Raw genomic sequence first — 25,689 nt, forward strand, 5'->3', positions numbered from 1 at the left:
GGTAGTGCAAAAGTGCGGATTGGTTGTTGGAGTTTGGGAGGTGTGCGGCAGTGAAAATTAAGCGGGCAAGGCTGATTTATAACCCGACATCGGGACGCGAGGAGATCAAGAAGCGGCTCCCCGATATTCTTCAGCGGCTGGAACGCGGCGGCATTGAAACGAGCTGCCATGCGACATCCGGTGAAGGTGACGCAACGATCGCGGCTGCCGAAGCGGCGGATCGGGGCTTCGATTTGATTATTGCAGCGGGCGGTGACGGTACGCTGTATGAGGTCATTAACGGCTTGGCGGAGAAGGACGTGCGGCCTCCTATCGGGATATTGCCTCTTGGGACGACGAATGATTTTGCAAGGGCGCTTGGCATTCCGAAGCATTGGGAGTACGCATGCGATCTCATTATCCAGCAGTACTCGCGGCCGATTGACCTTGGTCGGGCGAACCAGCGGTATTTTATCAACATTGCCGGCGGGGGCTCGCTTACAGAGCTGACCTATGAGGTGCCGAGCAAGCTGAAGACGATGATCGGCCAGTTGGCCTATTATATGAAGGGTCTGGAGAAAATGACCCGCCTCCGTCCAACGGAGCTTCGCCTGCGTGCGAAGGAAATTGACGAGATTCATGAGGAGATTATGCTGTTCCTCATCTGCAACAGCAACTCGGTCGGCGGCTTCGAGAAGCTGGCCCCAGAGGCGAGTCTCGACGACGGCTTGTTCGATGTCGTGGTGCTGAAGAGGTGCAACCTCGGCGAGTTCATCCGCTTGGCGTCGCTGGCGCTGCGCGGGGAGCACTTGAACGATCCGCATGTCGTGCATTTCCGCACGAGCGAGCTTGTGGTGACGACACCGGATTATGTGCAGCTGAACCTGGACGGTGAGTATGGCGGCACGCTGCCATGCACGTTCACGGCGCTGCCGTCGCATTTGAACATTTTTGTCGATGAAGCGGGCAATTCTACTTATAAATAAGGGTAAGAGCATAGAAGTAAAGGTGGGGCAAAAGCAAGATCAATTGCTATACACCTGAGGAAAACGGAGCGGGTAGGAACGATGAAGGGCAAAGCAGTGCAAGCGCCAGTGGCGAAAAATGAAGAGGTCGTCGTCGACATTGTCGGCTTGACGCATGAAGGCGAAGGGGTAGGCCGCACAGATGGCTTTACCCTTTTTATACAGGGAGCACTTCCCGGCGAGCGCGTGCGCGCGAAGGTGTTGAAGTTGAAGAAGACGTATGGTTACGCGAAGCTGGTGGAGTTGCTCGTGGAGAGCCCGGATCGCGTCGAAGCGCCTTGCGCGATCTATAAACAGTGCGGCGGCTGCCAGCTGCAGCATCTTAGCTACGAGGCGCAGCTTGCATGGAAGCGCCAGCACGTTGTGGACAACCTGGAGCGGATTGGAAAGCTGCGGGTTGCGGGTTCTGAGGGCGAAGGAGTGATAGTACATCCGACGCTAGGCATGTCCGAGCCTTGGCGTTATCGGAACAAGGCAGCTGTGCCGATGGGCATGGCGGCTGCTGTTACAGGCGGCGATGGCGATGGGTTGGTGTTGCCGGAGCGGTTGATCGGAGGCTTCTACGCGCGCGGAAGCCACCGCATCATTGACATGGACGAGTGCATGATTCAGCACTCGCGTAATGATGAGATCGTAGCTCGCGTCAAGGAGATTGGACGCGAGCTTGGCATCACGGCCTACAATGAAGAGACTGGCCGCGGTCTGCTGCGCCATGTGATGATACGCGTTGGCTTCGTCTCCGGCGAAGCGATGATCGTGCTCATCACGAACGGCGAGCGGATTCCGCAAGTAGAGCGCTGGATCGAGTTGATTTGTGCGGCTGTGCCTGGTGTGAAGAGCATTGTGCAGAACGTGAACACGCGCGACACGAACGTAATCTTCGGCGACAAAACCCGCGTCCTCTGGGGCAGCGAGGTTATCTACGATGAGCTCGACGGCATCCGCTTCGCGATCTCGGCGCGCTCGTTCTATCAAGTGAACCCGGTGCAGACGGTGGAGCTCTACCGCCGGGCGGTCGAATACGCCGCGCTTAGTGGTGGCGAGCGAGTTATTGATGCCTACTGCGGCATCGGGACGATTTCTTTGTTCTTGGCCCGCGCGGCTGGCTACGTCTACGGCGTGGAGATCGTGCCGGAAGCGATCGAGGATGCGAAGCGCAATGCTGAGTTGAATGGTATTACGAATGCTTCTTTCGAAGCAGGCCCAGCCGAAGTTGTCATCCCTCGCTGGCGCAAGGAAGGCATTGTTGCAGACGTTATCGTCGTCGATCCGCCGCGCAAAGGCTGCGACGAAGCGCTGCTTGAGACGATCCTGGCGATGCGGCCGGAGCGTGTGGTGTACGTGTCGTGTAATCCATCGACATTGGCGCGCGATCTTCGGGTGTTGGAGGATGGTGGCTACCGGACGGTAGAAGTGCAGCCGGTGGATATGTTCCCGCATACGGTACATGTGGGATGTGTGGCGTGGTTGGTGCGAAATGAATCTGTATATTCTTTAAAATATAAGACCGAAGCAATTTAGAGATGTATCAAAGTAGTTATCCGTATTTTCAAAGCGATGTCAGATCTGACATCGCTTTTTTCTTTTATGGAGTAAGAAAAAGGAATATACTGTAACCCTATTGAATTACTAATTTTGTCGTAGGGCAATATTGTTATTAACTCCAAATCGAGGTGCCTCATGAAGCTAGGCCTTTACGAACAACTGATCAATAAACTCACTAGAGATCAGCTATCTGCACTAGACCCATCATTGTTCCAAATTGGCAAAGAGCCACTTGATCCGGAAGAAGCCAGGAAGCTCCTGTCAACTTATATCTCAGCAGTAACTCGAAGAGCTCTAAAGATGGTTAGAGAAATGGCAGACGATGATGAAGTTGTATTGGCACAAGTTCGAGCGTGTAATGAGATTATTGCGACATTAAAAAACAACCTAGATGATGATGAACTAGATAACTGGAAGCTCGACGAAGAAGGCGAAGTACTTACCTTCGTCTATTCGAAGCTTAATAACATCAGAGGAATTAAAGATGACAAGGTATTACGACCGGCTACGCCATTGTCTCAAAGCTCCCTGTTCACTGGTGCTCACTCCGAACCGAATATGATGAATGAGCTTCAGCATGAAATTGTAACTTCTAATCGCATTGATCTACTAGTCTCCTTTATTAAGTGGAGCGGGCTTCGCATTCTGATGGAACAACTGGAGCAGTTCACTGAGAACGGCGGACACCTTCGTGTTATTACAACTACATATATGGAAGCAACCGACTACAAGGCAGTTGCAGAGCTGAGTCGGTTGAAAAATACGGAAATCAAAATATCCTATGATACGGATCGTACTCGTTTGCACGCCAAGGCATATATGTTTAAGCGTGACACTGGCTTTACAACAGCTTACGTGGGGTCCTCGAATTTATCTAACCCTGCCTTAACAAGCGGCTTGGAGTGGAATATCAAGGTCGCGGAGAAAGACTCCTACGATGTCCTGAAGAAAATAGAAGCGACCTTCGAGAGCTATTGGAATGACCGTGAGTTCAAAGTCTTTACAGCAGAAAATGAGGAGCATCAGTTGCAGTTAAAGGAAGCTCTCGGTCGAAAGAAGCTGCAAGAACAAGAAAAACTGCTCTTCCGTTTCGATATCCAACCGTATGATTATCAGAAAGAGGTATTAGAGAAGCTAGAAGCACAACGGACGTTGTACGGAAAGCACCACAACCTGGTGGTCGCTGCAACTGGTGTGGGCAAGACAGTTATTTCAGCTTTTGACTATAAGCGCTTTGCTCAGAAGAACCCTAATGCAAGACTTCTATTTGTCGCGCATCGTGAAGAGATATTAAAGCAGAGCCGAGATACATTCCGTTTTATTATGAAGGATTTGAACTTTGGTGAGCTTCATGTCGGTGGGGATCGAGCCGGATCCATTGATCATCTTTTTATTAGTATTCAAAGCTTTAATTCGATAAAGCTGGCTCAGATCACAACTCAGGATTTTTACGATTTCATCATCGTAGATGAGTTCCACCATGCCGCAGCACCATCGTATCAGGCGTTGCTCTCGCATTACAAACCTCGGATTCTACTTGGATTAACTGCGACACCGGAACGAATGGATGGCAAGGATATTCTGAGCTACTTTGAGCATACGATCGCAGCAGAAATCCGACTAACAGATGCCATTGATCGAAAACTCCTTAGTCCTTTTCATTATTTCGGTGTAACCGACAGTGTCGACTTGTCGCAAGTAAAATGGTCCCGTCGAGGTTACGATTTGAAAGAGCTTGAGAATCTCTACTCGAACAACAAGATTCGTGTGACGCAAATTCTGAACAGCATGCGAAAGTATGTCACTGATATGGAAGGAGTTAAAGGACTAGGTTTCTGCGTTGGTGTCGATCATGCGGAATATATGGCGAAGGTGTTTAACGATGCGGGGATTCCCTCAATAGCGCTGCACGGTAATTCGAAGGATCAAGAACGCGACCAGGCCAAGTATAGGTTGATTACCGGCGAGATCCGGATGATCTTTGTAGTTGATCTCTATAATGAAGGGGTAGATATACCTGAAGTTAATACGGTCCTGTTCCTTCGCCCAACCGAAAGTCTGACAGTGTTTCTGCAGCAACTCGGCCGGGGCTTGCGTTTGGCTGAGGGCAAGGAATGTTTGACTGTTCTTGATTTCATTGGACAAGCACACAAAGAGTACAATTTCTCCGACAAGTTCCGGGCATTGATTGGCAGGTCAAAGCATTCGATTCAACACTATGTTGAGAATGGGTTTTTTACGTTGCCTCGTGGAAGCTTTATTCAACTCGAGAAACAGTCGAAGGAGTATATTCTTAGGAGCTTGAAACAAGCGACAATAAATCGCAGAAGCTTAATTGGGAAAATGAAATATTTTCAGGAAGATACGGGATTGCCACTATCACTGGAGAATTTTGTCCGACATCATAATCTAAGCTTGCAAGAATTTTATGGAGGTCGGACGGGAAATCGTACATTCTATGGACTGATGGTGGAGGCAGGGTTGATCGCTCCGTTTGAGTTTCAGAACGGTGATTACTTAACAAAACGAATCCCTGCTTTGCTTGGACTGAATTCACGCAGGCTTCTTAGATTCCTCATATCCTACATAGAAAATGGTCAAAAGCCGAACTCTGAAGAAGAGCTACTTATGCTAAACATATTGTATTACACTTTCTATCGTTCAGAGCCTGTTAAGCAAGGGTTTGAGGATATCGTGGAAGGTATTCAATCTGCTGTTTCTTGTCTTGAATTCCGGGACGAACTGCTCCAAATCATGGAGTATAATTATGCTCATATTGATTTTGTTGATAAGAAGAATTCTTTCTCCTATGCTTGTCCGCTCGACGTACACTGTAATTACTCCATGGATCAGATTCTAGCGGCATTTGGATTTTGGAACGCTGAGAAGGCGCCGGCATTTCGTGAGGGCGTTAAGTATTTTGAAGACAAGAAGACCGATATCTTCTTCATTACTTTGAACAAGTCAGATAAAGACTTCTCACCATCGACGTTATATGAGGATTTTGCGATTAATGAACGCTTGTTTCACTGGCAGACGCAAAGCCGTATTAGTGAAGAGACCAACACGGCCCAAAGATATATTCATCACCGGCAAAGGGGCAGTCGAATTGCTTTGTTTGTGCGTGAATACAAAGAGGAAAGTAACTACACGTCTCCTTTTGTATTTTTAGGTGAAGCAGAGTACATCAAGCATGAAGGAAGTAAACCAATGAGTTTCGTCTGGCGCTTGAAGGAAGACATGCCACCATCTCTTGTCCCAGCAGCAAATAAGGTAATTGTATAGGATGTGATTATGCGTGATACACGTAGCGGCAGCAATAATCGAGGATAAGCAGGGAAAGATTTTGATTGCAAGGCGTAAGGAGGGGAAGTCGCAGGGAGGATTGTGGGAGTTCCCTGGCGGTAAGATTGAACCCAATGAGACAGTTGAAGAGTGTCTGCGCAGAGAACTACGGGAAGAGATGAATATTGAGATTGATCCATATGAATTTTTCGGGGAAAATGATCATTTCTATGGAGATTTACATATTAGGTTAATCGCGTATAAGGCAAGGTTTCTGGGCGGTGAGATTAAGCTGGTTGATCATGATAATTATATCTGGGTCAACCTTAGCGGGCTGTCGGAATATGATTTTGCGCCGGCTGATATTAAGTTTGTAGAGATGCTTACAATATAAATCGCATTTATGAGATGCAAAGTGAAAGACCTTATATAATTAGAGAAACTCCAATAGGGCGAAGTGCAATTCTCACAGCTAGTCGCATCAGAAAAGTCTACTTTATTGTTGCGAGTTTCTACGACTGGATTTCTTTTCAAAATTAACCTGTTGTCGTGCTAAAGTTATCGATTTGCAAATGTGATCAATTATTAGAGTGAAATTAGACTTAAGATCATGTTCCCAGACGCGGACTAATATCCATTGTTTTTGGGTGTAATATTGTGTAACTTCCAAATCTCTCTCGATGTTACGGTTAATTTTTTTTAACCAGTAATCTTGATTCTTTGATGGCAACTTGAAATGGATACTACATCCATGCCAGAAACAAGAATCAATAAAAATGGCTACATTGTACTTTTTTATAGCAATATCCGGCTTTCCGTATAATGAAATAACGTTTTTTCGAAATCTAATGCCATGTTTCCAGATTTCTTTAGAGACGGATTGTTCCAATTTGGTGTTTTTCCCTTTTATTTTACTCATAAACTTGTTTCTGTGATCATTATCGCTAATCTTCGCGACCTCCAAGTAAAAAGAATAAGAACATATGTTCTACACACGTATTTTACACTGAGATGCTAACAATAATCAATGGTGTGTATGTGTTCGTACATAATGCTAAAATATACAACAAAGGACTACTCACATGACTCAACAATACATCTATGTACTCCGCCTACTCCCATATCTACAAAACGAAGCAAACTGGACCGAAGAAACCAGTGCCATCGTAAGCAAGCACTTTCAGTACCTCAAGCAGCATCTCGAGCAGGGCACGCTGATTATGGCAGGAAGAACGTCGCCACTGGATGAAACGACATTCGGCATAGTCATTTTCAAGGCAATAAACGAAGAAGAAGCCCGTGCATTCATGCAGCAGGATCCAGCTGTCGCTGAGGGCGTAATGACAGCGGAACTGTTTCCTTTTCATGTTGCACTGTCTCCAATTGAGCTATAGATGAATCAAGCGACAAAAGCCCGAGCGATAACCAATCGTTTGGGCTTTTTGCGTCCTTGCCTCAAACTCTCAACCTCGGAGGCAATCCACCAGTTTTCATGAATACAGATAGTACAGCCGAACCTCCTTCGTTGACGCCCCCGCAAAACCTAAGTTAAACTAATCAAGCAACTTGCAACCGATTACAGCAGGAGTAAGGAGGCACAATGATGTCCAACAACCAACACGACTCAAATCCATATTCCCTTGAATATGCGCAGGAGCTCGACAAGCAAGATGAGCTTGCCCACTTCCGCAACGAATTTTACTTAAGCCCAGACTCCATCTACATGGACGGCAACTCGCTCGGCCTATTATCCAAGCGGGCAGAGCAGTCGCTGCTTGACATACTTGCAGCTTGGAAAATCCAAGGTATCGACGGATGGACGCAGGGCAAGTACCCGTGGTTCTACCTCTCGGAGAAGCTGGCAGCCATGAGCGCGCCGCTCGTTGGAGCTGACGCTGATGAAGTGATCGTAACAGGTTCGACAACCGTGAACCTCCACCAATTAGTCGCTACCTTCTATAAGCCGCAAGGCACTCGCACGAAGATTCTCGCCGATGAGCTGAATTTCCCTTCAGACATCTATGCGCTGCAAAGCCAGCTCAAGCTGCCTGGCTACGACCCGGATGAGCATCTCATTCGAGTGGCAAGCCGCGATGGACGTTTCCTCCACGAAGATGACATTATCGCTGCTATGACAGATGAGATTGCTCTAATCGTACTGCCGGCTGTGCTGTACCGGAGCGGGCAGGTGCTCGATATGAAGCGCCTGACGGCTGAAGCACATGCGCGCGGCATCCTCATTGGCTTTGACGGCTGCCATTCGGTCGGCTCGATTCCGCATTCGTTCAGCGAGTGGGGGGTTGATTTTGCCTTCTGGTGCAATTATAAATACTTGAACAGTGGACCGGGCGGGACAGCGAGCCTGTACGTCAACCGCAAGCACCACGGGACTTCCCCTGGCCTTGCAGGGTGGTTCGGTTCACGCAAAGATAAGCAGTTCGATATGGAGCATCAATTCCACCAAGCGGAGTCTGCGGGCGCTTTCCAGATCGGGACGCCGAACATTCTAAGCATGGCGCCGCTAATCGGTTCGCTCGAGCTGTTCGCTGAAGCGACGCTTGAGAAGCTTCGCCAGAAGTCGCTGCACATCACGCGTTATATGATGGAGCTGATTGAGCACGAACTAGGCGGGTTCGGCTTCACGATCGGCAATCCGCTAGAGGATGAACGCAGAAGCGGTCATGTGAGCCTCGAGCACCAGGATGCGGCGCGGATCTGCAAAGCGCTCAAGGAGATGCAGCACATTGTGCCGGACTTCCGCGCTCCGAACATCATTCGTCTAGCGCCTGTTCCGCTCTACACAAGCTACAGTGACGTATGGGAAACGGTGCAGCGACTGAAAACCATCATGGCGGATAAGCAATACGAGAAATTCGCCAATAAGCGCGATGTTGTCGCATAAGATGGAGAGAGGAGCGCTTGAGAGATGACCTTGATCGATATTTCTCGTCCATTGATGAATGGGGTGCCGACTTGGCCAGGGGATACGGCTTTCAACTATGAAGTGAGCTGGTCCAAGGAGCAAAGCGGCTCGGTGAACGTAGGCAAGCTGACGATGAGCATTCATACGGGGACGCATGTGGATTCTCCGTTTCATTTTGACAATGATGGCCGCAAAATCATGGATCTCGACTTGCAGCTCTACATCGGGCCGGCACGGATGATTGATGTATCTGGCCGAGCGAGCATTGGTGCAGAGGATCTGGCTGCGTCTGACCTCGAAGGGGTTACACGTCTGCTGCTGCGCACAGGCTCATGGACCAACGCCGATGAATTCCCGTCACAAATCACATATCTGAGAGCGGATCTGGCTCCATTTCTACATTCCCGAGGCATTCGTCTCATCGGTGTCGATGTCCCTTCAGTCGATCCCTTGGACAGCAAAGAGCTTGCGGCCCACCACGGTCTGCACACTCATGACATTCACATCCTGGAAGGACTCGACTTAGATCATGTCGCCCCAGGAGATTACGAACTCATCGCGCTACCGCTACCGCTTGCAGAAGCAGATGGCAGTCCCGTACGAGCCGTGCTTCGACCATACACACCATAGACAAAAGGAGCTAAGAACAGATGGCCGACACGCCTACGCCGCAAAACAATAACAATGAGAATCTCGTCTCCGACTTCTCCAAGTCCATGTCTTACGGCGATTACCTTCACCTCGACCAAATTCTGTCCAGCCAGCATCGGCTGTCTGGTCATCATGATGAAATGCTGTTCATCATCATCCACCAAGCGAGCGAGCTATGGATGAAGCTGATCTTGCACGAGCTGAACGCCGCACGCAGCAGCGTACAGCAGAACAACTTGGAGCCTGCTTTCAAAATGCTTGCCCGCGTATCCAGAATCCAGCAGCAGCTCATCCAGTCTTGGGATGTATTATCTACGCTGACGCCTGCGGAGTACATGGAGTTCCGGCATGCGCTCGGCAGCTCCTCCGGCTTCCAGTCTTATCAGAATCGCCTGATCGAATTCGTGCTGGGCCTCAAGAAGCCGAGCGTGCTTGCGGTCTATGAGCATCAGGAAGAGCTGCATAAGCAGCTAACCGATGCGATGAATGAGCCGAGCATCTACGATGCGGCGATCGGAGCACTTGCCAAGCGCGGACTGCCAATCGACGCAGAGTACTTGCAGCGCGACTGGTCGCAGCCATATGTGGAGAACGACAGCGTAAGAGAAGCTTGGCTGACGGTGTACCGCGATGTCGAGCAATACTGGGATCTGTACGAGCTCGCTGAGAAGCTCGTCGATATCGACAGCCGCCAGCAGCAGTGGCGCTTCAACCATATGGGAACGGTGGAGCGGGTCATTGGCTTCAAACGCGGAACCGGCGGTTCGTCTGGCGTTGATTATTTGAAGCATATCGTTAGCCAGCGGCATTTTCCGGAATTGTGGAGCCTGCGCACGGTATTGTAATGGTATGTACGGTTACAGGGCCGCCTATTGCGATAGGCGGTCTTTTTTAAAACTAGGGAGGCAGCAATCATGAACGATGATGTCCTAACGAGCTTACAGCGAGATCAACTGACGAAGCAGGTGGCCAGCGAGTATGGCTTTGAGGAGGTACGCATCTCGTCCTTCTTGGAAGGCTATGGCTCGCAGTTCGTTGCTCTGCTTCACACGAGTGAAGGCAAGTTTGTGTTAAAAGCTAACGATCGCAAGGCAGTGCATACCAAGGTTGTTCCCGCTTATGAGCATCTGCGCGCAAACGACTTTGACGGCATGATTAATCTGCGAAGCACTGTCACCGGCAGCTTGTGTATGGCGATCAACGACGATACGGTCTGCTATCTGTATCCGTTTATTGAAGGGACAAGCCTTAGCGGGGGATCGGAGCTGTTCGCCGGCGTCGGCCATACGCTTGGACGGCTTCATCGGATCGAAGCAGCATCGGAATTGCCGGAATGGGATTTGAATTCGCTAATCGGAGATATTGTCAACGACAGGCTGCCGAGCGTCCCCGAGCCGCATCGGTCGAACCTGCTGGAGCTAACGCCAGGCTTCTCTAAGCTGTCCTCCCTTCCGAAAGCAATCATCCACGGTGATGTAGGCGAAAGCAACGGAGTTTATGATGCTGCCAGCAACCGCGTCATTCTGATCGATTGGGACGGCTGCGGCATCGCACCGCGGATTATTGACGCGGCTTATCCGCTGTTCGGTCTGCTGGACGATCAGCTGCAGTTTCACTGGGAGAAGGCGGCAGCCTACGCCGCAGCGTATGCCGAGTCGATCAAGCTGACGAGCGAGGAGCTGGAGCTGTTGCACTACGCGGCGCTGCTGCTGCCGTGCAATCATATTTTGCACGGTCATCTAGGTACGAAGCTGGCACGAATTCAGTGGTTTATCGACAATCGGGAGCAGGTGGCAAGGCTGTTCGAGCTGTAATTATTCATCCCTAAACGAAAACGAAAACGAAAAATCCCCCAATCTCACGCGGAGATCGGGGGATTTTATTTACACAGACGCTTCCATCTTCTGCGCCGAATGCAGCTTGTAGTACCTGCCGCGCTTCGCGAGAAGCTCGTCATGCGAGCCGCTCTCGGCGATGCCTTTGTCAGAGATGTACATGATCCGGTCGCAGTTCTTCACCGTCGAGAGTCGATGCGCGATGATGAACGACGTCCGCCCCTTAAGCAGCTCATTAAGCCCCTTCTGGAGCAACCGCTCGGTCTGAGCGTCGATAGACGAAGTTGCTTCATCGAGAATGAGAATGCTCGGATTCGCGAGCAGCGTTCTGGCGAATGAGATCAGCTGCTTCTGCCCTTGGGACAGCTTCGAGCCGCGCTCGTTCACCTCGGTCATGTACCCATTCTCGAATTCGCGGATGAAATCGTCAGCGCATACGGTCTTCGCAGCCGCGATGATTTCTTCTTCCGTAGCATCGAGCTTGCCGTAGCGGATATTGTCCATAATCGTCCCTGAGAAAATAAAGCTGTCCTGCAGCATAATGCCCATCTGACTACGTAATGATCTCAGCTGGATTTCGGAGAGATCATGGCCGTCGATGAGGATTTTGCCGCCAGTGATGTTGTAGAACCGCGAGATCAGGTTGACGACTGTCGTTTTGCCGGCACCTGTCGGGCCGACAAGTGCAACGCTCTCGCCTGCTTTAATGTCGAACGTCAGCTTCTCCAGAATGTTAACGCCTGGATCGTATGCGAAAGTAACATCATCAAAGGTCACACGGCCTTTAATCGGAGGAAGCTCCTTTGCGCCAGGCTTATCATTGACGGTAACCGGTTCGTCCAACGTCTCGAAGATACGCTCCAGATAAGACACGGCGTTGATGAAGCTGTTATATAGGTTTGAAATGTTCAGAATCGGCTGCCAGAAGCGCGCTGCATAGCTGCTCATCGCTAGTATGACGCCGAAGGTGGCTTCTTCCGGTCCAATCGCCAGCAAGCCTACAAAATAGATCGCTGCCGTAACGAGCGTCGCCAAATTATCGACCGAGAACGGCATCAAGAAGTTGTAATACATCGTCTTCATCCAAGCGGAACGGTAATTCGTCGACAGCCGCGTGAAGGTTTCTTCGTTATGCTGCTCACGGGTGAAGATCTGCGTGACGCGAATGCCGCTAATGCTTTCTTGCAGATAAGCGTTCAGGTTGGAGCTTTTGTTAGAGATGTTCTGCCATCCCCGGCGCTGCTTCTTCTTGATCATCAGGACGATGCCCAAGAAGATAGGCAGCCCCGCTAGAATAACGAGCGACAGCTTCACATCAACGGCGAACATGAAGATCGCGATGAAGAGGAGGTTCAAGATTTCCAAAATCAGGTTGATGATCCCGTTGGACAGTACGTCCGATACGGAGTTAACGTAGTTGACGACGCGGATGAGGATTTTGCCCTGTGGGCGGTCGTCATAATATTGGAACGGCAGCTTCTGCAAATGCTTGAACAGATCCATCCGAATATCGTAGATAATATCTTGCCCGACACGGGTCATCATCCGTGATCGGATTGTGGCGAATATAACGCTGACGACAATCGTTGCAAGCATGAGCAGCGAATACCAGAACAGTGACTGCTTCTCCTTCGCAGGAATCGTAACGTCAACGATATGCTGCATAATGAGCGGCGCGGAGAGCGAGATGCCAGCTGACAAGGCGCTAAGCACGAACGCGATAATCATTGGCTTCTGCTGCCGCCTAATGTAGACGAGTGCCCGGCGGAAGTGCTTTATATTAAACGGTGATTCCAGGTTCTCATCGATATCGAATTTATTTCTTGCCATACTTCACCATTGCCTCCCTTCCAATGCCCTCGTTCTGCAGCATGAATACATCGTAGTAGTAACCGCGTTTCTCCAGAAGCTCCGCGTGCGTACCTTCCTCAATAATGCGGCCGCCTTCGAGAATCAGGATACGGTCAGCCTGCGCTGTTGTGGATACACGCTGTGCAATGATGATCTTCGTGCATGGGAAGTCGAGCTCCCGCAAGCTGCGCTGAATATGCTCCTCGGTCTCCAGATCGACGGCGGACGTCGTATCGTCGAGAATCAGAATCGGCGGCTGAACAGCTAATGCCCGTGCCAATGCGATACGCTGCTTCTGACCGCCCGACAGGCCGACGCCGCGCTCGCCGACAATCGTATTGTAGCTCTCAGGCATTTTGCCAATGAAGTCATGCGCTGCAGCAAGCTTCGCGAACTTCGTCACGTCCTCCTCCGGCATCTCCGGGTCGCCGAACGCGATATTGCCGTCGATCGTATCGGAGAACAGCAGAACGTCCTGTGTCGCCACGCCGATATTGCTGCGCAGCTCGTCGAGCTCTAGCTTGCGCACGTCGATGCCATCGACGAGGACGCGTCCACGCGTGACATCATAGAAGCGGGGAATGAGGTTAATGAGCGTTGTTTTGCCCGCGCCTGTTGCCCCCATGATGGCGATCGTCTCGCCGGGGTCCACGCTGAAGTTAATATTTTCGAGCACCGTTGCACTGTCGTACTTGAAGCTCACATTCTCGAATTGAATATAGCCGCGGTAACGCTTCTTCACGGTTGCGTTATGCTCATTAACGATTTCGGGATGCGCGTAGTAGACGTCGATGATTTTACTTAAAGAGGCGAAGAAGCGCTGAATATCGTTGATGACGATACCGATGGTGCGCATCGGGTTAGATAGACCCCAGATCAGTGCGGAAAAAGCGGAAAATTCACCGAACGTTATCCGATCATCCATGACGAACAAACCGCCGGCCAGCATGAGGATGACGAGGAACGCTTGAGAAAATATTTCTAAGTAAGGGAAGTAGTCTAGCCAGACAAGAGCTGCGGCTTTGTTGGCTTTGGAGTAATTAACGTTCTTCTCGGTGAACTTCTCGATTTCGAAGTCCTCGCGCGCGAACGCTTTGACGACCCGATTGCCGGCGATGTTCTCCTGCGTTGTCGTATTCAGCTGGGAGAGCTTCTCCCGCAGTTCGACATACATGGGGCGCACGCGCCGTGCGAAGATGAACGCAACGATACAAATTGGAGGCGACAGCACGAGCAGCCATAACGTTAGCTCAGCGTCGATGAAGAAGAAGTAGACGACCGCCGCTGCAAACACCGTCAGCGATTCAATGATCGTCTTAATAATCCATGCCAAGGAGTGACGCACCATCTCGAGGTCGCCGGTCATCTTGGTCATAAGATCGCCAGTGCGGTTCCGGTCATAGTACCGCATGTCTTGGCCTTGGATTTTGTTATACAGGTACACCCGGATACGGAACAGCATGTTCTGTGAGGCGCGCTCATACGTCAGCGTCGTGAAATAAGACAGGCTTGTTCTTAACAGGGAGAAGCCGACCATGCCGAGCACAAGGCCGATTAAGAGCCCGCGTTCCGTGCTCAGATGCTGCGCAGCGCCTTCCCCTGCAATGAAGTGGTCCACGATGCGCTGACCGATGTACGGATTAATGATGGTAAGCGAGGAGCCTACAACGGACAAGAATAGTGCGATAATGTACCTTACCCGATCCCCTTTCAGATTGTGCCATAGCCATTTGAACTGAAACATGTCATCACCGATTTCTGTTTTAGTCTGAATTGCCCTTTGAAAAACTAAAGGAAATTATAGCACAAATGCGCAGGGAAGAAGTGGGAAAGTTGTAAAATGACAAAAGTCTTATGCTTTCTCGCGGTGCTTTTGTCCTTTTTATATCCCATGCAGGGTTTTGTCGGATAAGGTCGAAACTGTCTAGAGCTTATTCTTTCAATTAAGGAGAAACATCAATGCCGTTCGCACGAATGGATCAACAAAATTTGCATTACGAATATCATCAAGTGAGCGGAAGTGATCAGCCTGCAGATACGATCGTGATGATCCACAGCTTAGGAACGGATCTGAGCATCTGGAACTGGACGATCCCTTATCTTCAAGCTCGTTATAATATTCTCGTATACGACGTCAGAGGCCATGGCGGGAGCCAGCAGGCGAGCGAAGTAGATATTACAATTACATGGCGTCTGTTGTGCGACGATCTTGCCGCCCTATTGGCACATTTGCAGCTTGAACGCTATCATCTCGTCGGTCATGGGCTAGGCGGCTACATCGGACTAGAGTTCGTTCGCGAATATCCGGGCAGGGCGTTAACGCTCTGTTTGCTGTCCGTACCGCTGTATTACCCGGTGAAGGTGATGCCGCTTTTATCTGGTGATCGACAGCAGGAAGTGCAACAGAGTAACTCGATCATGCCGGTCGCCGAGCGATTGCTGAGCGCTGCTTGCCATCAAGTCACTCCGGACAAAGAAGAACTGCTCTATGCAGCTTATCGTAAGGTTAACTTCCCCCTCTATGTGAAAATTCGCGATCGAATTACCGCATATATCGCCGCGCAACAGATAGGAAATGTTGATCTTCCCGTGCTGTTCCTAGGCGGGGAGTATGATAGGCTATTCCCGCCGAGCGTGCTGGCGCTTGGGACGATATTGCTTCAAAACTACCGGTTTCTCGTCGTTTCCGATGCTGCTAATGCGGTTCAGCTGGATCAGCCGGCTATGGTGGCGCAGTGGATTGACGAGCATATTCGGAAATCAGTCGAAGCTCCTGAAGTCCCTGTGGTAGAGAAGCTGTCTGCCCATATGCAGGATCAAATCAAAAATTTTGTAGAGCAGGTTCGCCAGCAGAATGATTCAATACATACGCTTGAAGTAGAGGTCATGGGTAATTTTCGCGTTATGGTCAATCGGCAGGTTGTCACCGGAGAATGGAATCAGCGCTACGCCAAGCGACTCCTCGTCTACCTGCTATTCCATCCTACCGTCACGCGAGAGCAGCTATGCGACGTCTTGTGGCCGGAAGCGGAGCTGTCCAAAGCAAAGAACAGGCTTCGCGTATCGCTCAGCTATCTAAAGAGCTTGCTGGACAAACATACCGACGGGAATAACCCTCTCATCGTCGCTGACCGAGAGTGCGTCTACTTGCGCGGCAACATCAAATGCGATTTGCAGGATTTGCTGGGTAAGCTTCAAGCGACGGCATCCGAACAGGACGCGATGCGAAAAGCGCTGCTCAGCCGGGACATTCTCGATAAGACCGCGTACCCGCTTGCTACGGGGATTTTCGACAATTGGCTGCTTGCCATTATTGAGAAGGTGGACCATAAGCTGGAGGAGCTGGCGCGCTGGACAGTGGAGTACTATCGGCAGCATAACGACCTCAGGCAATCGGAGAGATATACGAAATTTGTTGAGCGATTTACATCATCGTAACTTAACCCTCGATTTCCACTCTGAAATCGAGGTTTTTTCATTTTGACCGCATGCCAGATTAATGATAGTGTAACGGTCGGTTTGCTAGAATATGTGAGTCGAAAGGTAGAGCTACAGAGTCCGCCTGGAAAGGAATTACATCCATGATGCTAGAGCAAATAGAATTATTTCATGGGTTATCCCATGTCGATCAAGCGAGATTAATAGGGAAGCTTGTAACGGAGCATTACGAAGCGGGGGCAACCGTATTCGAGCATGGCGACTCCGGAGATTGCATGTACTTCATTCGAAGCGGTCGAATTGAGCTGTTCACTGTTGCCTCGGACGGCCGCAAGCATTCGCTCACGGTGCTCGGGGAAGCGAGCGCTTTAGGCGAAATGGCTTTGCTGACAGGAGAGCCTCGCTCGGCGTCGGCGATTGCGGTAAGCAGTGCTGTATTGCTGCGGATGAACATAGACACTTTTAAAGAACTGATCGACGACTATCCGTCAATCGCGACTTATTTTATCCGGCTGCTGTCACAGCGTCTTGTACGGACGAATCGTGATTTGGAAGCGACCAAACAAGATAAACAGAAGCATTTGCTTGAAGAGCTAAGCACTCTCCCGGAAGCACTCCGCCGGTGTCTGCTCTCTGCATCGCTTGTTCCTGCATTCCATAAACAATGGGCGGAGCGGGAATATGGCATTGCCTCTATTAATGAAGCGCTGGCAGATCGTCCTCTCTGGCAGGCGTACGTCCAGACGCTGGAGAACGATTCGGATTGGTTTGCCATTCATAGCTCTGTTAGAAGCGCATTATCGGAAGTATACGTAAGCAGCTATGGGGTTAAGGCGAAGAGAGCGCTGTTGAGCAGGATAACTGAGCGGTATCTGAATGGTGATAAAAGGTACGACTACGCCGCGCAGCTCTACGTGGAGCAAGAAGACTGGGTGTCTGTTCTGGAGCTTATGCGCGGTTTGGGCGTAGAAGGGACCGGCTATAGCGGGTCCGATGACGATTATCTACTATTCAGGCTGCTCGAATCCTGCCCGAACGACATGATTTTTCGCGAGTACGAGCTTTTCATTCATTATCTGAAAGCTAGTCTGGAAGTCGAGGCGAGGGAGAGCGAGCTTGCAAAACTTGAGCAGGCGTTAAGCCAGAGCTCGGTATACTTTACCGGTACTCAGACCGCCCAGTTGTACGAGCTGGCAGCGGAGCTGTGCCATCGGCTTCAACATCATCAGAGGGCACTGGAGTACCTGCAGCTCGCAGCGGCGGCGTCAGCTTCACCTAAGCAGCAGGAAGAGGAGCGAAGCTTCCTTCTCGCCAAGCAAAATCTAGACCTGCTCCGATTGGCAGGCAAGGCGGAGAAAGCGGGTAAATGGTGGAGCCGAAGCCGATTCGCAGGATGGATTGCAATCGCTCTCTCTATCGCCAGCATCGGGTTCTTCCAATGGATGCAGCCTTTTGGAGGCTTATCGCATGAGGGCATGATGTTCATCGGCGTTGCGCTTGCCGCCGTTGTGCTCTGGATCGTCAACATCGTCCCGGATTACATCGTGGCCTTATTCATGGCGATGTACTGGGTGCTAGCGAAGCTGGTCCCGCCGGAGATCGCCTTATCGGGCTACGCTTCCCCAACATGGATATACATGCTGTGCATACTCGCGCTTGGCGCCGCAATCTCCAAGTCAGGCATTCTGTACCGGGTGTCGCTCTATGCGTTAAAAGCATTCCCGAAGCACTATCAAGGACAGCTCTGGGGGATGATGGCAAGCGGTCTGCTGCTTAATCCGCTTATTCCGTCTTCGTCTGCCAAAGTCGCGCTCGGCGTACCCATTGCAGGGACGGTGTCGGAAGCGATGGGGTTTGCGCCTAGGAGCAAAGGAGCGGCAGGTCTGGGACTTGCAGGCATGATCTTCTTCGGGTTTACAGCGCCGTTCTTCATGACCGGCTCCTATACGAATGTGATGGCTTATAGTCTTGTTGGCGATGGCGAAACATTGACATGGCTCAATTGGTTCGTGTACGCGTTCCCTGCGCTGCTCGTCTTTCTAGTCGGTATGCGGCTGTGGATTTCGCTGCGATATAAGCCTGAGAAAGGCGCGAAGCCTACCGTGTCCGAAGAGGTGCTTGAGGCGCAGCTTCTCATTCTCGGCAAGCTGACCAAGGAAGAGAAAGTGACGGCTGTCGTTACGCTTGGCTGCGTCGCGCTTCTTGTGCTTCAGCCCGTTCATCATCTGGATAACGCATGGGTAATGCTGCTGGGCTTCGCGGCGCTTGTCATTAGCGGTGTGCTCGATACGAAGACGATGATGAACCGAATTGACTGGACGTTCTTGCTGTTCATCGGCATTGCTTTTAGCTTCGCGGCGGTTGCGTCCCAGCTCGGTATTACGGAAGTAACGACTGCCTGGGTAGGTTCGTTTATGAAACCGTTTATGGCGAGCCCTGCATTGTTCCTCGTTGCGGTCATCGTCATTTCGTCCATCGTTACGCTGGTCGTGCGGGATGATCCGGCCGTTATTTTGCTCGTCATCTCCATGCTGCCGTTAGCCAAAGAAGTCGGTATTCATCCGTGGGTGCTCATTTTCGTTATTTTGCTAGCCACAGATCCGTTCTTCTTTGCTTATCAGTCACCGACTTATTTGACAGCGTACTACAGCACGAACGGGAAGCTGTTCAGTCATCGGCAGGCGCAGCTGGTCGCTATAGGATACATCATTGTGCTCATTGCGCTTTCGGTAGCGTGCATCCCGTACTGGAAGTGGCTCGGACTTATTCAATAGCTTGGGATCAACAGGCGCTCATGGCCGCGGCCGACCCTAATACTAAATAGAGAAACCCACGTTTATTAAAAACGTGGGTTTCTCTCATTATCCTTACATCCACCTCAAAGCCGCACTACCTAATCCCATAGCTTGGCGTTGCCGACTTAACCGCTGTCGCCTTGCTCTCGCTGCCACCCGCGTTCACGGCAGCCACCTTGTAATAGTATGTTGTGCCAATAGAGGCTGTCGTATCGGTGAAGGTCGTAGCGGTAATTTTGGTGCCGATCGTCTCGTATGTCCCGTCCGCAGAGGTAGAACGCATGACGTTATAACCTGCTGCATTTTTAACCGCATTCCAAGTGAGGATCACTCTGCCGCTGCCCACATCGGTATGGGCATTGAAATTGCCAGGGGTAGGCAGAATGATGACTTGGCCGAGATCTATATTCGGATTAATAGGCGTTATAATCGTAATGTCTGCCTTATTCACAAACACGGCATTGCTAGGACCGCTCTCGCCAGTGTCATCCACTGCTGTAACGATATAGGTGTAAGTTTTTAACAGACCGGCCGTTGTATCCGTGAACGTCGTTCCGCTAACTTTAGCGCCAACCGTCACATAGGCACCGCTGGAGCCGTCGGCACGCTTCACATTATAGGCGACGAAGCCGCCAACCTTATTCCAGTTAAGGGCGACGCCTGTGCCACTACGTACTGCTGTTAAATTCTGGGGTGGTGGCGGTGGCAGCTCGACGACATTCACGGGCAGAACCCGGGAAGGCGCGCTTTCTCCATAGGAGTTCACAGCTGTTACTTCATAATAGTACGTCTTTCCTTTGGCAGCAGTCGTATCGGTATAGGTCATAGCTGTAACACCAGATCGTTTCGTCGTAAACGGACCGCCAGGCGATTCCGAACGTTTCACGTTGTAGCTCGTGGCATCTTTAACGGCATCCCAGCTCAGCTGAACGTCGGTTCGATCCATGATGATTTCATTAAACTTCCCTACTTCTAGCCGCACGCTATTCAGTTTGGCTGCCAAGTTGTTAGGCGGCTGCGGCGCTGGGCAATGGAAGTCCAGCTGATAGAGCGGATAGCGCAAATCGAGCAGATTTAGCCTGACTTGATCGTCGGCAACCCATATATCATAGCCTGCGATGGCATCCAGTTTGAGAAACGCATTGACATTGATAGAGTCGCAGCGCCCTTGTTCATAGTAACGGTTATAGCCTGCCTGTATGCCCGGATTCAGATCAATTCCCGCATAGGCAATATCGAGTAAGGTGAGTGTCAGTTGAAAATCCGGACCAGCCGTCAGACTCGCATCCACCTTGGAATCTACATTCAGCGATGCGGTGTTTGTGGTGTTATGAATGAGCCGGAAGCCATTGCTAAGCGAGAAATCAAATCCTTCCTCGAGATGGAATTTATTGTCGAAGGTGATCGTCAAGGATGCTCGGAAGTTCGGATCAATCTTCAAGAAGAGCTGCCCTTTGACGAAAACGCCTGTGAAGACGGGCACATAGAATGGAGTCGTCAGCGGAATGAATTTGGGCTCGGTTAACGCTCCTTTTCCGGTATCGGCTTTCACCGTTACATTCGTCGTTATATCGCCTGTAAGAACCAGCTTGGAATAGAAATCAAGATCGACATCAAACCAATCAATATCCACATCAAGGCCAATATCGGCAAGTACCCCCAGATTACAGAAGTTCATGCGAGCATCAAGAATGACACCTCCGTAATTGGCATTGTTCAAACCGATGTTAAAGCAAGGCAAAGTCAAGTTCGCGCTCTGTACCGCCACATTGTTCGTATTAATTTGCACCGAAGAATTGATCGGCGTGAGCAGCTTCGGATTAATCGCTTCTGTCGTATGGATGTCGAGCTTGGAGAAGACCTCCTTCAGCTTAGGGACGGAGGTTTTGACGACAAGCGCGCCATTCTCCTTGCGAACGGATACGACCTTCTTTGCAATTCCCCCATAATAGGTGGAGGTTGGAGGCAGGACAAACACATCGCCGACCTTCAGATTCAGACTCGGATCATGGATCACCCATGTATCTTTATCCCGCATCGAATAATTGGTACTGGTGCTCTTCTTCACTTCTGGCTTGTACTGGACGATTTTGCGAGTAGGCTCTGGCGTAGGCGCCGGGGGAGGATCTACGGGTGAATAGTGCAGCGCGCGTACTAGCATCACCGCTGCTTCCGCTCTGGTAGAGGAATTGCTGCCTTTGAACTTGCCGTCAGGGTAGCCTTGAATGATGCCTGTTTCGAGCGCTTCTTCAATGAGGTCTCGATTCGTCTTTATATCCGCTTGGTCCTTCAGTTTCCCCAGCAGCTTCTCATTCTTCTGAGACGAAGACCCCAGCTGGAGTGCTCTTACGATCCAAATCGCCATCTCATAACGCGTAATAGGCTGGCTCGGTTTAAAGCTGCCATTCGAATAGTCGGCGAGTTGTAGAATACCGCTCATTAGACCAGCCGCTATGTAAGGCACAGACCAACGCGACGCTTCAATGTCCTTGAACGGCACGTATGCGGAATCCTTCGGCAATTTCCTCAGCTCGACAAGCATTTTCAGAAACTGCTCCCGTGTTACTTTGCCTGCGGGCTGAAACGTTCCATCCTCGAAACCGGCCACAATACTTGCTGCCGCCAGCTCCATAATTTCCTTGTTCGCCCAGTGCGTCTGAATATCGCTGAATGCAGCGGGCTGCCCTTGCGTGGTTCCGTTGCTCTCACCCTCAGCGGCGGTAAGCGTCGGACTTATGATGCCAAATAACAGTAGGAAGACGGATGCCAGGATGAGTGATTTGTACGCTCTTCTCAACACAATTACACCTCTCATTTCGCCCCTCATGGTTACTTACGAGTTAAAAATACTAAATTGCAACCGAGAAGGGGGTCGAATGGTAGGAGCTGATTAAATATTTTTTACCGGGATCATTGACCGTGTACGCAGCAGAAGCTGGGACTTTTCCCCTGTAGCCTCTAAACAGAGTTAAGGACCATCTATTCCCTACCGAAGAACCCATGCTTTGTTCGTTCGGCAGCTTTTCTCCGTCTATTGGATTAATTTACTAAAATACGGAGCGAATAAGAAGGAATCTTGACGAAGCAAGGCGAATGCTCTGAGCCGCAAAATTATACATACGGGCAGAAGGGTGATTATCGTTGAGCAAGCAGTCAAAGTGGGTACTTGGTATCGTTTTATTAGTTATGCTATTTACTAGCCGTCCGGATCTAGCGAATGCGCTCGCAGAAATGGACTCCTCTATTCAGGTTTCATATAGTATCAAACCGGGGGATACGTTATACGGGATTGCGAAGAAGTTCTACCTGACCAGTGATTATGAGCGGGTAGCGAAGACGAACGGGCTGGATCCGAAGCAAAGCCTGAAAGCGGGATCGACGCTGCAGCTATCGAATCCGCTCGTGCTGGACCAATATTCGGTGAAGCTCGGGGATACGTTGTATTCGATTACGAACCATTACTTTAATCGTGGTCAGTATTTGGATATGCTCATGGCCTATAATCAGATCACGGACCCAAACACGGGACTGAAGCTTGGCATGGAGCTGCGCATACCGCTTCCTTCCGGAGAGAAGAGACATACCGTCGCGAAGGGCGATACGTTGTACAGCCTTGTGGCGCAGTATATGAAGCTTCAAGACTACCAGCAGGCAATCGCTCGCTACAACGGCATGCTGGAAACGGTCAATTCCATTAAGGCAGGACAAGTGCTGCAAATTCCGAACCTATATTACTTGTCGGAGCCGGTCGTAACGACACCTTTTGCAGACAAGGCGACAACAGCGGTAAAGCAATCGAAGAGCGTCTCGATTGAGATTAACGTGACGCGGAACAAACTGTATGTCTACACCGGCAGCGCTATTGTGAAGAGCTTCGACATCGCTAGTGGGAAGCGGCTGGGGCTCACGCCAATCGGTAGCTTCGAGATCGTGACGAAGCTTAAGAATCCGTGGTATCTGGCTAAGGAAATTCCAGGCGGCGACCCGAAGAATCCGCTTGGCAGCAGATGGCTGGGCTTAAGCGTGCCGAATACGACGGGAACCAAGTATGGCATCCACGGCACGAATGCTCCTTCCTCGATTGGCACGAATGCGAGCGGTGGGTGCATTCGGATGAATAATAAGGACGTAGAATGGTTGTTCGATACGATTCCGACAGGAACCAAAGTAAAGATTCACGCTTAGTGGTGGACGGGCGTTAATGCGTAAATGGAAGCTCGATCCAAAAAGTAGCGTTAAGAATCATGTAAGCCTAAATTTTAATTCATAGTTGACACATCGGAATTATCTGTACATTATAAACCCATAAGATGAAACGAACTTACCGGACCACCGGAAGTTTCCTTTACTAATACTCCTGCGATGGAGCTTGGCATAGGAAACTTCCGGTTTTTGTGTTGTCCAATTATGACGATCGAGGTGGCAGCCTCAAGCGGCGTCCCGGAGCTTCCACCAAGGGGCTGCAGATCGACGTGCGGGATGCGGTCGTGCAATTCGGCGACCTGACAAGCATCGCAAGGAACGGTAGCCATTGGCGGTGCGGCATCGTCCGGGCTCAGACCGGATGTGCGGGTCATGTTCCAGGATGCCCGGCTGCTCCCGTGGAAAAGCGTGCTGGCTAACGTTCGGATCGGTGTAGAAGGCGGCGATCGCGCCAAAGCGCTAGATGCGCTGGAGCTCGTTGGCCTTGCCGACCGCGCGAAGGAATGGCCTTCCGTGCTTTCCGGAGGACAGCGGCAGCGGGTCGCGCTTGCCCGTGCGCTTGTCAGCAATCCGAGCCTCCTGCTGTTAGACGAACCCGCTAGGCGCGCTCGATGCGCTGACTCGCATTGAGATGCAGCAGCTCATTGAGCGATTATGGCTAGAGCGGGGGTTCACCGCCGTGCTCGTCACTCACGACGTGAGCGAAGCGGTAGCGCTTGGCGATCGTGTCGTGCTGGTCGAGAACGGAACGATCTCGCAGGATAGTGCCATTGCGCTGGCGAGACCACGCGAGAAGGATAATGGATTTGCGCATTATGAGAACAGCATTCTGAATCGGGTATTGGGCAGACGCTCCATTAGCGCCAACCAGGACGGGTTTACGATCTAGCATAGTTGGTAAAAGTAGAAGTAGAACCGAGTCTCCTTGTTCGCTGGAGGGGATTCGGTTCTTTTTTACATTATAGAAAGTCGCGAAACGTAAGCTTTTGCCGTAAGTACAATACAGCCGTTTTCACTTGTTCCAGCCAGTTAACCAGGTTAATGATGCGAGCGCTTACTTCTGCTATCATTTTTGTATACACTTACGCTCATAGGTATCTTCTTTGTCGACTTCATACTACTGCTTAAAGGAGTGAGTTGATGAGAAAATTCGCAAGTGCGGCGACGGCCATGCTTCTAGGGGCAACGATCTTTGCTCCATACGTTCTGGCAGCGGACAAGCAGGTGACGGCTCAAAGTCCAGCAGCTCAGATTGAACCGGCGGTTGATGGGAAACGGATCGTGTGGGCGGATAAGCGCAGTGGGAATTACGATATTTATATGAGGGATATGAGCACAGGCCAAGAATGGCAAATTACGTCGGACAGCTCGAAGCAGGTGGACCCTGCTATCTCCGGGAACCGTATTGTATGGACCGATTATCGGAATGGGAACGCGGATATTTATATGATCGATCTTGCTACGTGGGAACAATTCCAGCTTACAACGAGTGATGCAGGCCAGTGGGACCCGGCAATTGATGGCGATACAATCGTCTGGGAAGACAGCAGGAACAGCAACTTGGATATTTATAGCTTTAACCTGAAGACGAATCGGGAGAGCCGAGTGACGACGAATAGCGCAGATCAGTACGCTCCGGCTATCGCGGGCGACAACATCGTGTGGCAGGATGACCGCAGCGGCAATTCGGATATCTACCGGTACAATTCGAGCACTGGGCTGGAGAGCCGGCTGTCGACAGGGGATAATGGCGATCAATCCTCGCCTTCCATTAGCGGCAACACGGTCGTTTGGCTGGATAGCCGGAACGATCAGGATCAGATTGTAGCTTACGATTTGAGCTCCGGGATCGAGCGTCCGATATCAAGCGGCACGACGCCGGATGCGAAGAGATGGAGCCCAGCGGTTGCGGGAGACAACGTCGTTTGGGTCGATACACGGGATGGGAACTGGAACATCTACCATTACAACCTCGAAACTGAGCTAGAGAGCCGGATAACCATGGATAACGCGAAGCATTACGAGCCTGCGATCAGCGGCAGCCAGGTCGTCTGGGAGGACAACCGCAGCGGCAGCATAGCGCTATACACGATAGAGTTGAACGAGAATAATACCGAAGGCGAGTAGACAAGCGAACGATCCATAAGCAGACCGCAAAT

18 protein-coding genes and 1 pseudogene are annotated in these 25,689 nt (G+C 50.7%); 14 read left to right on the plus strand and 5 right to left on the minus strand.

All coding sequences use genetic code 11. The features are described from left to right. Positions 1-50 precede the first annotated feature (50 nt). The 4 genes from AC0LWF_RS21745 to mutT all read left to right on the plus strand — a co-directional run bounded on the left by AC0LWF_RS21745 (position 51) and on the right by mutT (position 6,228). The gene (locus tag AC0LWF_RS21745; protein ID WP_474653631.1) at positions 51-965 is read left to right on the plus strand and encodes a diacylglycerol kinase; all 915 of its coding nucleotides are present in this window, start codon (positions 51-53) and stop codon (positions 963-965) included. A gap of 81 nt (positions 966-1,046) precedes the next feature. Beyond that, positions 1,047-2,525 (plus strand): 23S rRNA (uracil(1939)-C(5))-methyltransferase RlmD, encoded by a 1,479-nt coding sequence (gene rlmD / locus AC0LWF_RS21750; RefSeq protein WP_474653632.1) that lies wholly within the window; start codon positions 1,047-1,049, stop codon positions 2,523-2,525. A gap of 159 nt (positions 2,526-2,684) precedes the next feature. Further along, entirely contained in the window at positions 2,685-5,834 is a 3,150-nt protein-coding gene (locus tag AC0LWF_RS21755; RefSeq protein ID WP_474653633.1) for a DUF3427 domain-containing protein, read from the plus strand. 13 nt (positions 5,835-5,847) lie between these two features. Further along, on the plus strand, positions 5,848-6,228 hold the full coding sequence (mutT, locus tag AC0LWF_RS21760; RefSeq protein ID WP_474653634.1) for an 8-oxo-dGTP diphosphatase MutT: 381 nt from the start codon (positions 5,848-5,850) through the stop codon (positions 6,226-6,228). Between the two features lie 102 nt (positions 6,229-6,330). Here the strand turns inward: mutT and AC0LWF_RS21765 are convergent, their stop codons facing one another. Next, positions 6,331-6,798 carry a very short patch repair endonuclease gene (locus tag AC0LWF_RS21765; RefSeq protein WP_474653635.1) on the minus strand — a complete coding sequence of 156 codons (468 nt, stop codon included), beginning with the start codon at positions 6,796-6,798 and terminating at the stop codon, positions 6,331-6,333. A gap of 118 nt (positions 6,799-6,916) precedes the next feature. On the opposite strand from AC0LWF_RS21765, the gene AC0LWF_RS21770 reads away from it, so the two are divergent. From AC0LWF_RS21770 to AC0LWF_RS21790, 5 genes are all read left to right on the plus strand, one after another. Continuing rightward, on the plus strand, positions 6,917-7,228 hold the full coding sequence (locus AC0LWF_RS21770; RefSeq protein ID WP_474653636.1) for a YciI family protein: 312 nt from the start codon (positions 6,917-6,919) through the stop codon (positions 7,226-7,228). A 209-nt stretch (positions 7,229-7,437) separates the two neighbouring features. Next, the gene (gene kynU / locus AC0LWF_RS21775; RefSeq protein WP_474653637.1) at positions 7,438-8,736 is read left to right on the plus strand and encodes a kynureninase; all 1,299 of its coding nucleotides are present in this window, start codon (positions 7,438-7,440) and stop codon (positions 8,734-8,736) included. A gap of 24 nt (positions 8,737-8,760) precedes the next feature. Further along, the gene (gene kynB, locus AC0LWF_RS21780) at positions 8,761-9,387 is read left to right on the plus strand and encodes an arylformamidase (protein ID WP_474653638.1); all 627 of its coding nucleotides are present in this window, start codon (positions 8,761-8,763) and stop codon (positions 9,385-9,387) included. 20 nt (positions 9,388-9,407) lie between these two features. Next, positions 9,408-10,253 (plus strand): tryptophan 2,3-dioxygenase, encoded by an 846-nt coding sequence (kynA, locus tag AC0LWF_RS21785; protein WP_474653639.1) that lies wholly within the window; start codon positions 9,408-9,410, stop codon positions 10,251-10,253. A gap of 69 nt (positions 10,254-10,322) precedes the next feature. Further along, on the plus strand, positions 10,323-11,222 hold the full coding sequence (locus AC0LWF_RS21790; protein ID WP_474653640.1) for a phosphotransferase: 900 nt from the start codon (positions 10,323-10,325) through the stop codon (positions 11,220-11,222). A 69-nt stretch (positions 11,223-11,291) separates the two neighbouring features. Here AC0LWF_RS21790 and AC0LWF_RS21795 read toward each other — a convergent pair whose 3' ends face one another. Both AC0LWF_RS21795 and AC0LWF_RS21800 read right to left on the minus strand, forming a co-directional pair. Continuing rightward, a complete protein-coding gene (locus AC0LWF_RS21795) occupies positions 11,292-13,073 on the minus strand; it encodes an ABC transporter ATP-binding protein (RefSeq protein WP_474653641.1) in 1,782 nt (593 codons plus the stop codon). Then, on the minus strand, positions 13,060-14,838 hold the full coding sequence (locus tag AC0LWF_RS21800) for an ABC transporter ATP-binding protein (protein WP_474653642.1): 1,779 nt from the start codon (positions 14,836-14,838) through the stop codon (positions 13,060-13,062). The genes AC0LWF_RS21795 and AC0LWF_RS21800 overlap by 14 nt, the downstream gene beginning before the upstream one ends. 215 nt (positions 14,839-15,053) lie before the next feature. Between AC0LWF_RS21800 and AC0LWF_RS21805 the strand changes: the two genes are divergently transcribed. Together AC0LWF_RS21805 and AC0LWF_RS21810 are read left to right on the plus strand one after the other, a co-directional pair. Continuing rightward, positions 15,054-16,532 (plus strand): alpha/beta hydrolase, encoded by a 1,479-nt coding sequence (locus tag AC0LWF_RS21805; RefSeq protein WP_474653643.1) that lies wholly within the window; start codon positions 15,054-15,056, stop codon positions 16,530-16,532. Positions 16,533-16,675: 143 nt separating this feature from the next. Next, entirely contained in the window at positions 16,676-19,306 is a 2,631-nt protein-coding gene (locus AC0LWF_RS21810; protein WP_474653644.1) for an SLC13 family permease, read from the plus strand. Between the two features lie 115 nt (positions 19,307-19,421). Here AC0LWF_RS21810 and AC0LWF_RS21815 read toward each other — a convergent pair whose 3' ends face one another. Continuing rightward, positions 19,422-22,127, minus strand: a complete 2,706-nt coding sequence (locus tag AC0LWF_RS21815) for an S-layer homology domain-containing protein (protein ID WP_474653645.1) — start codon at positions 22,125-22,127, stop codon at positions 19,422-19,424. Positions 22,128-22,468: 341 nt separating this feature from the next. Between AC0LWF_RS21815 and AC0LWF_RS21820 the strand changes: the two genes are divergently transcribed. Next, the gene (locus AC0LWF_RS21820) at positions 22,469-23,512 is read left to right on the plus strand and encodes a LysM peptidoglycan-binding domain-containing protein (RefSeq protein ID WP_474653646.1); all 1,044 of its coding nucleotides are present in this window, start codon (positions 22,469-22,471) and stop codon (positions 23,510-23,512) included. A gap of 110 nt (positions 23,513-23,622) precedes the next feature. On the opposite strand, the gene AC0LWF_RS21825 is transcribed toward AC0LWF_RS21820, so the two are convergent. Continuing rightward, positions 23,623-23,904 (minus strand): hypothetical protein, encoded by a 282-nt coding sequence (locus AC0LWF_RS21825; protein ID WP_474653647.1) that lies wholly within the window; start codon positions 23,902-23,904, stop codon positions 23,623-23,625. On the opposite strand from AC0LWF_RS21825, the pseudogene AC0LWF_RS21830 reads away from it, so the two are divergent. Both AC0LWF_RS21830 and AC0LWF_RS21835 read left to right on the plus strand, forming a co-directional pair. Beyond that, positions 23,837-24,419, plus strand: a pseudogene (locus tag AC0LWF_RS21830) (ATP-binding cassette domain-containing protein); the annotation flags it as partial. The gene AC0LWF_RS21825 and the pseudogene AC0LWF_RS21830 overlap by 68 nt on opposite strands. 251 nt (positions 24,420-24,670) lie before the next feature. Next, positions 24,671-25,657 carry a hypothetical protein gene (locus tag AC0LWF_RS21835; protein WP_474653648.1) on the plus strand — a complete coding sequence of 329 codons (987 nt, stop codon included), beginning with the start codon at positions 24,671-24,673 and terminating at the stop codon, positions 25,655-25,657. Positions 25,658-25,689 lie beyond the last annotated feature (32 nt).

The sequence above is a fragment of the Paenibacillus sp. sgz302114 genome, from assembly GCF_056120345.1.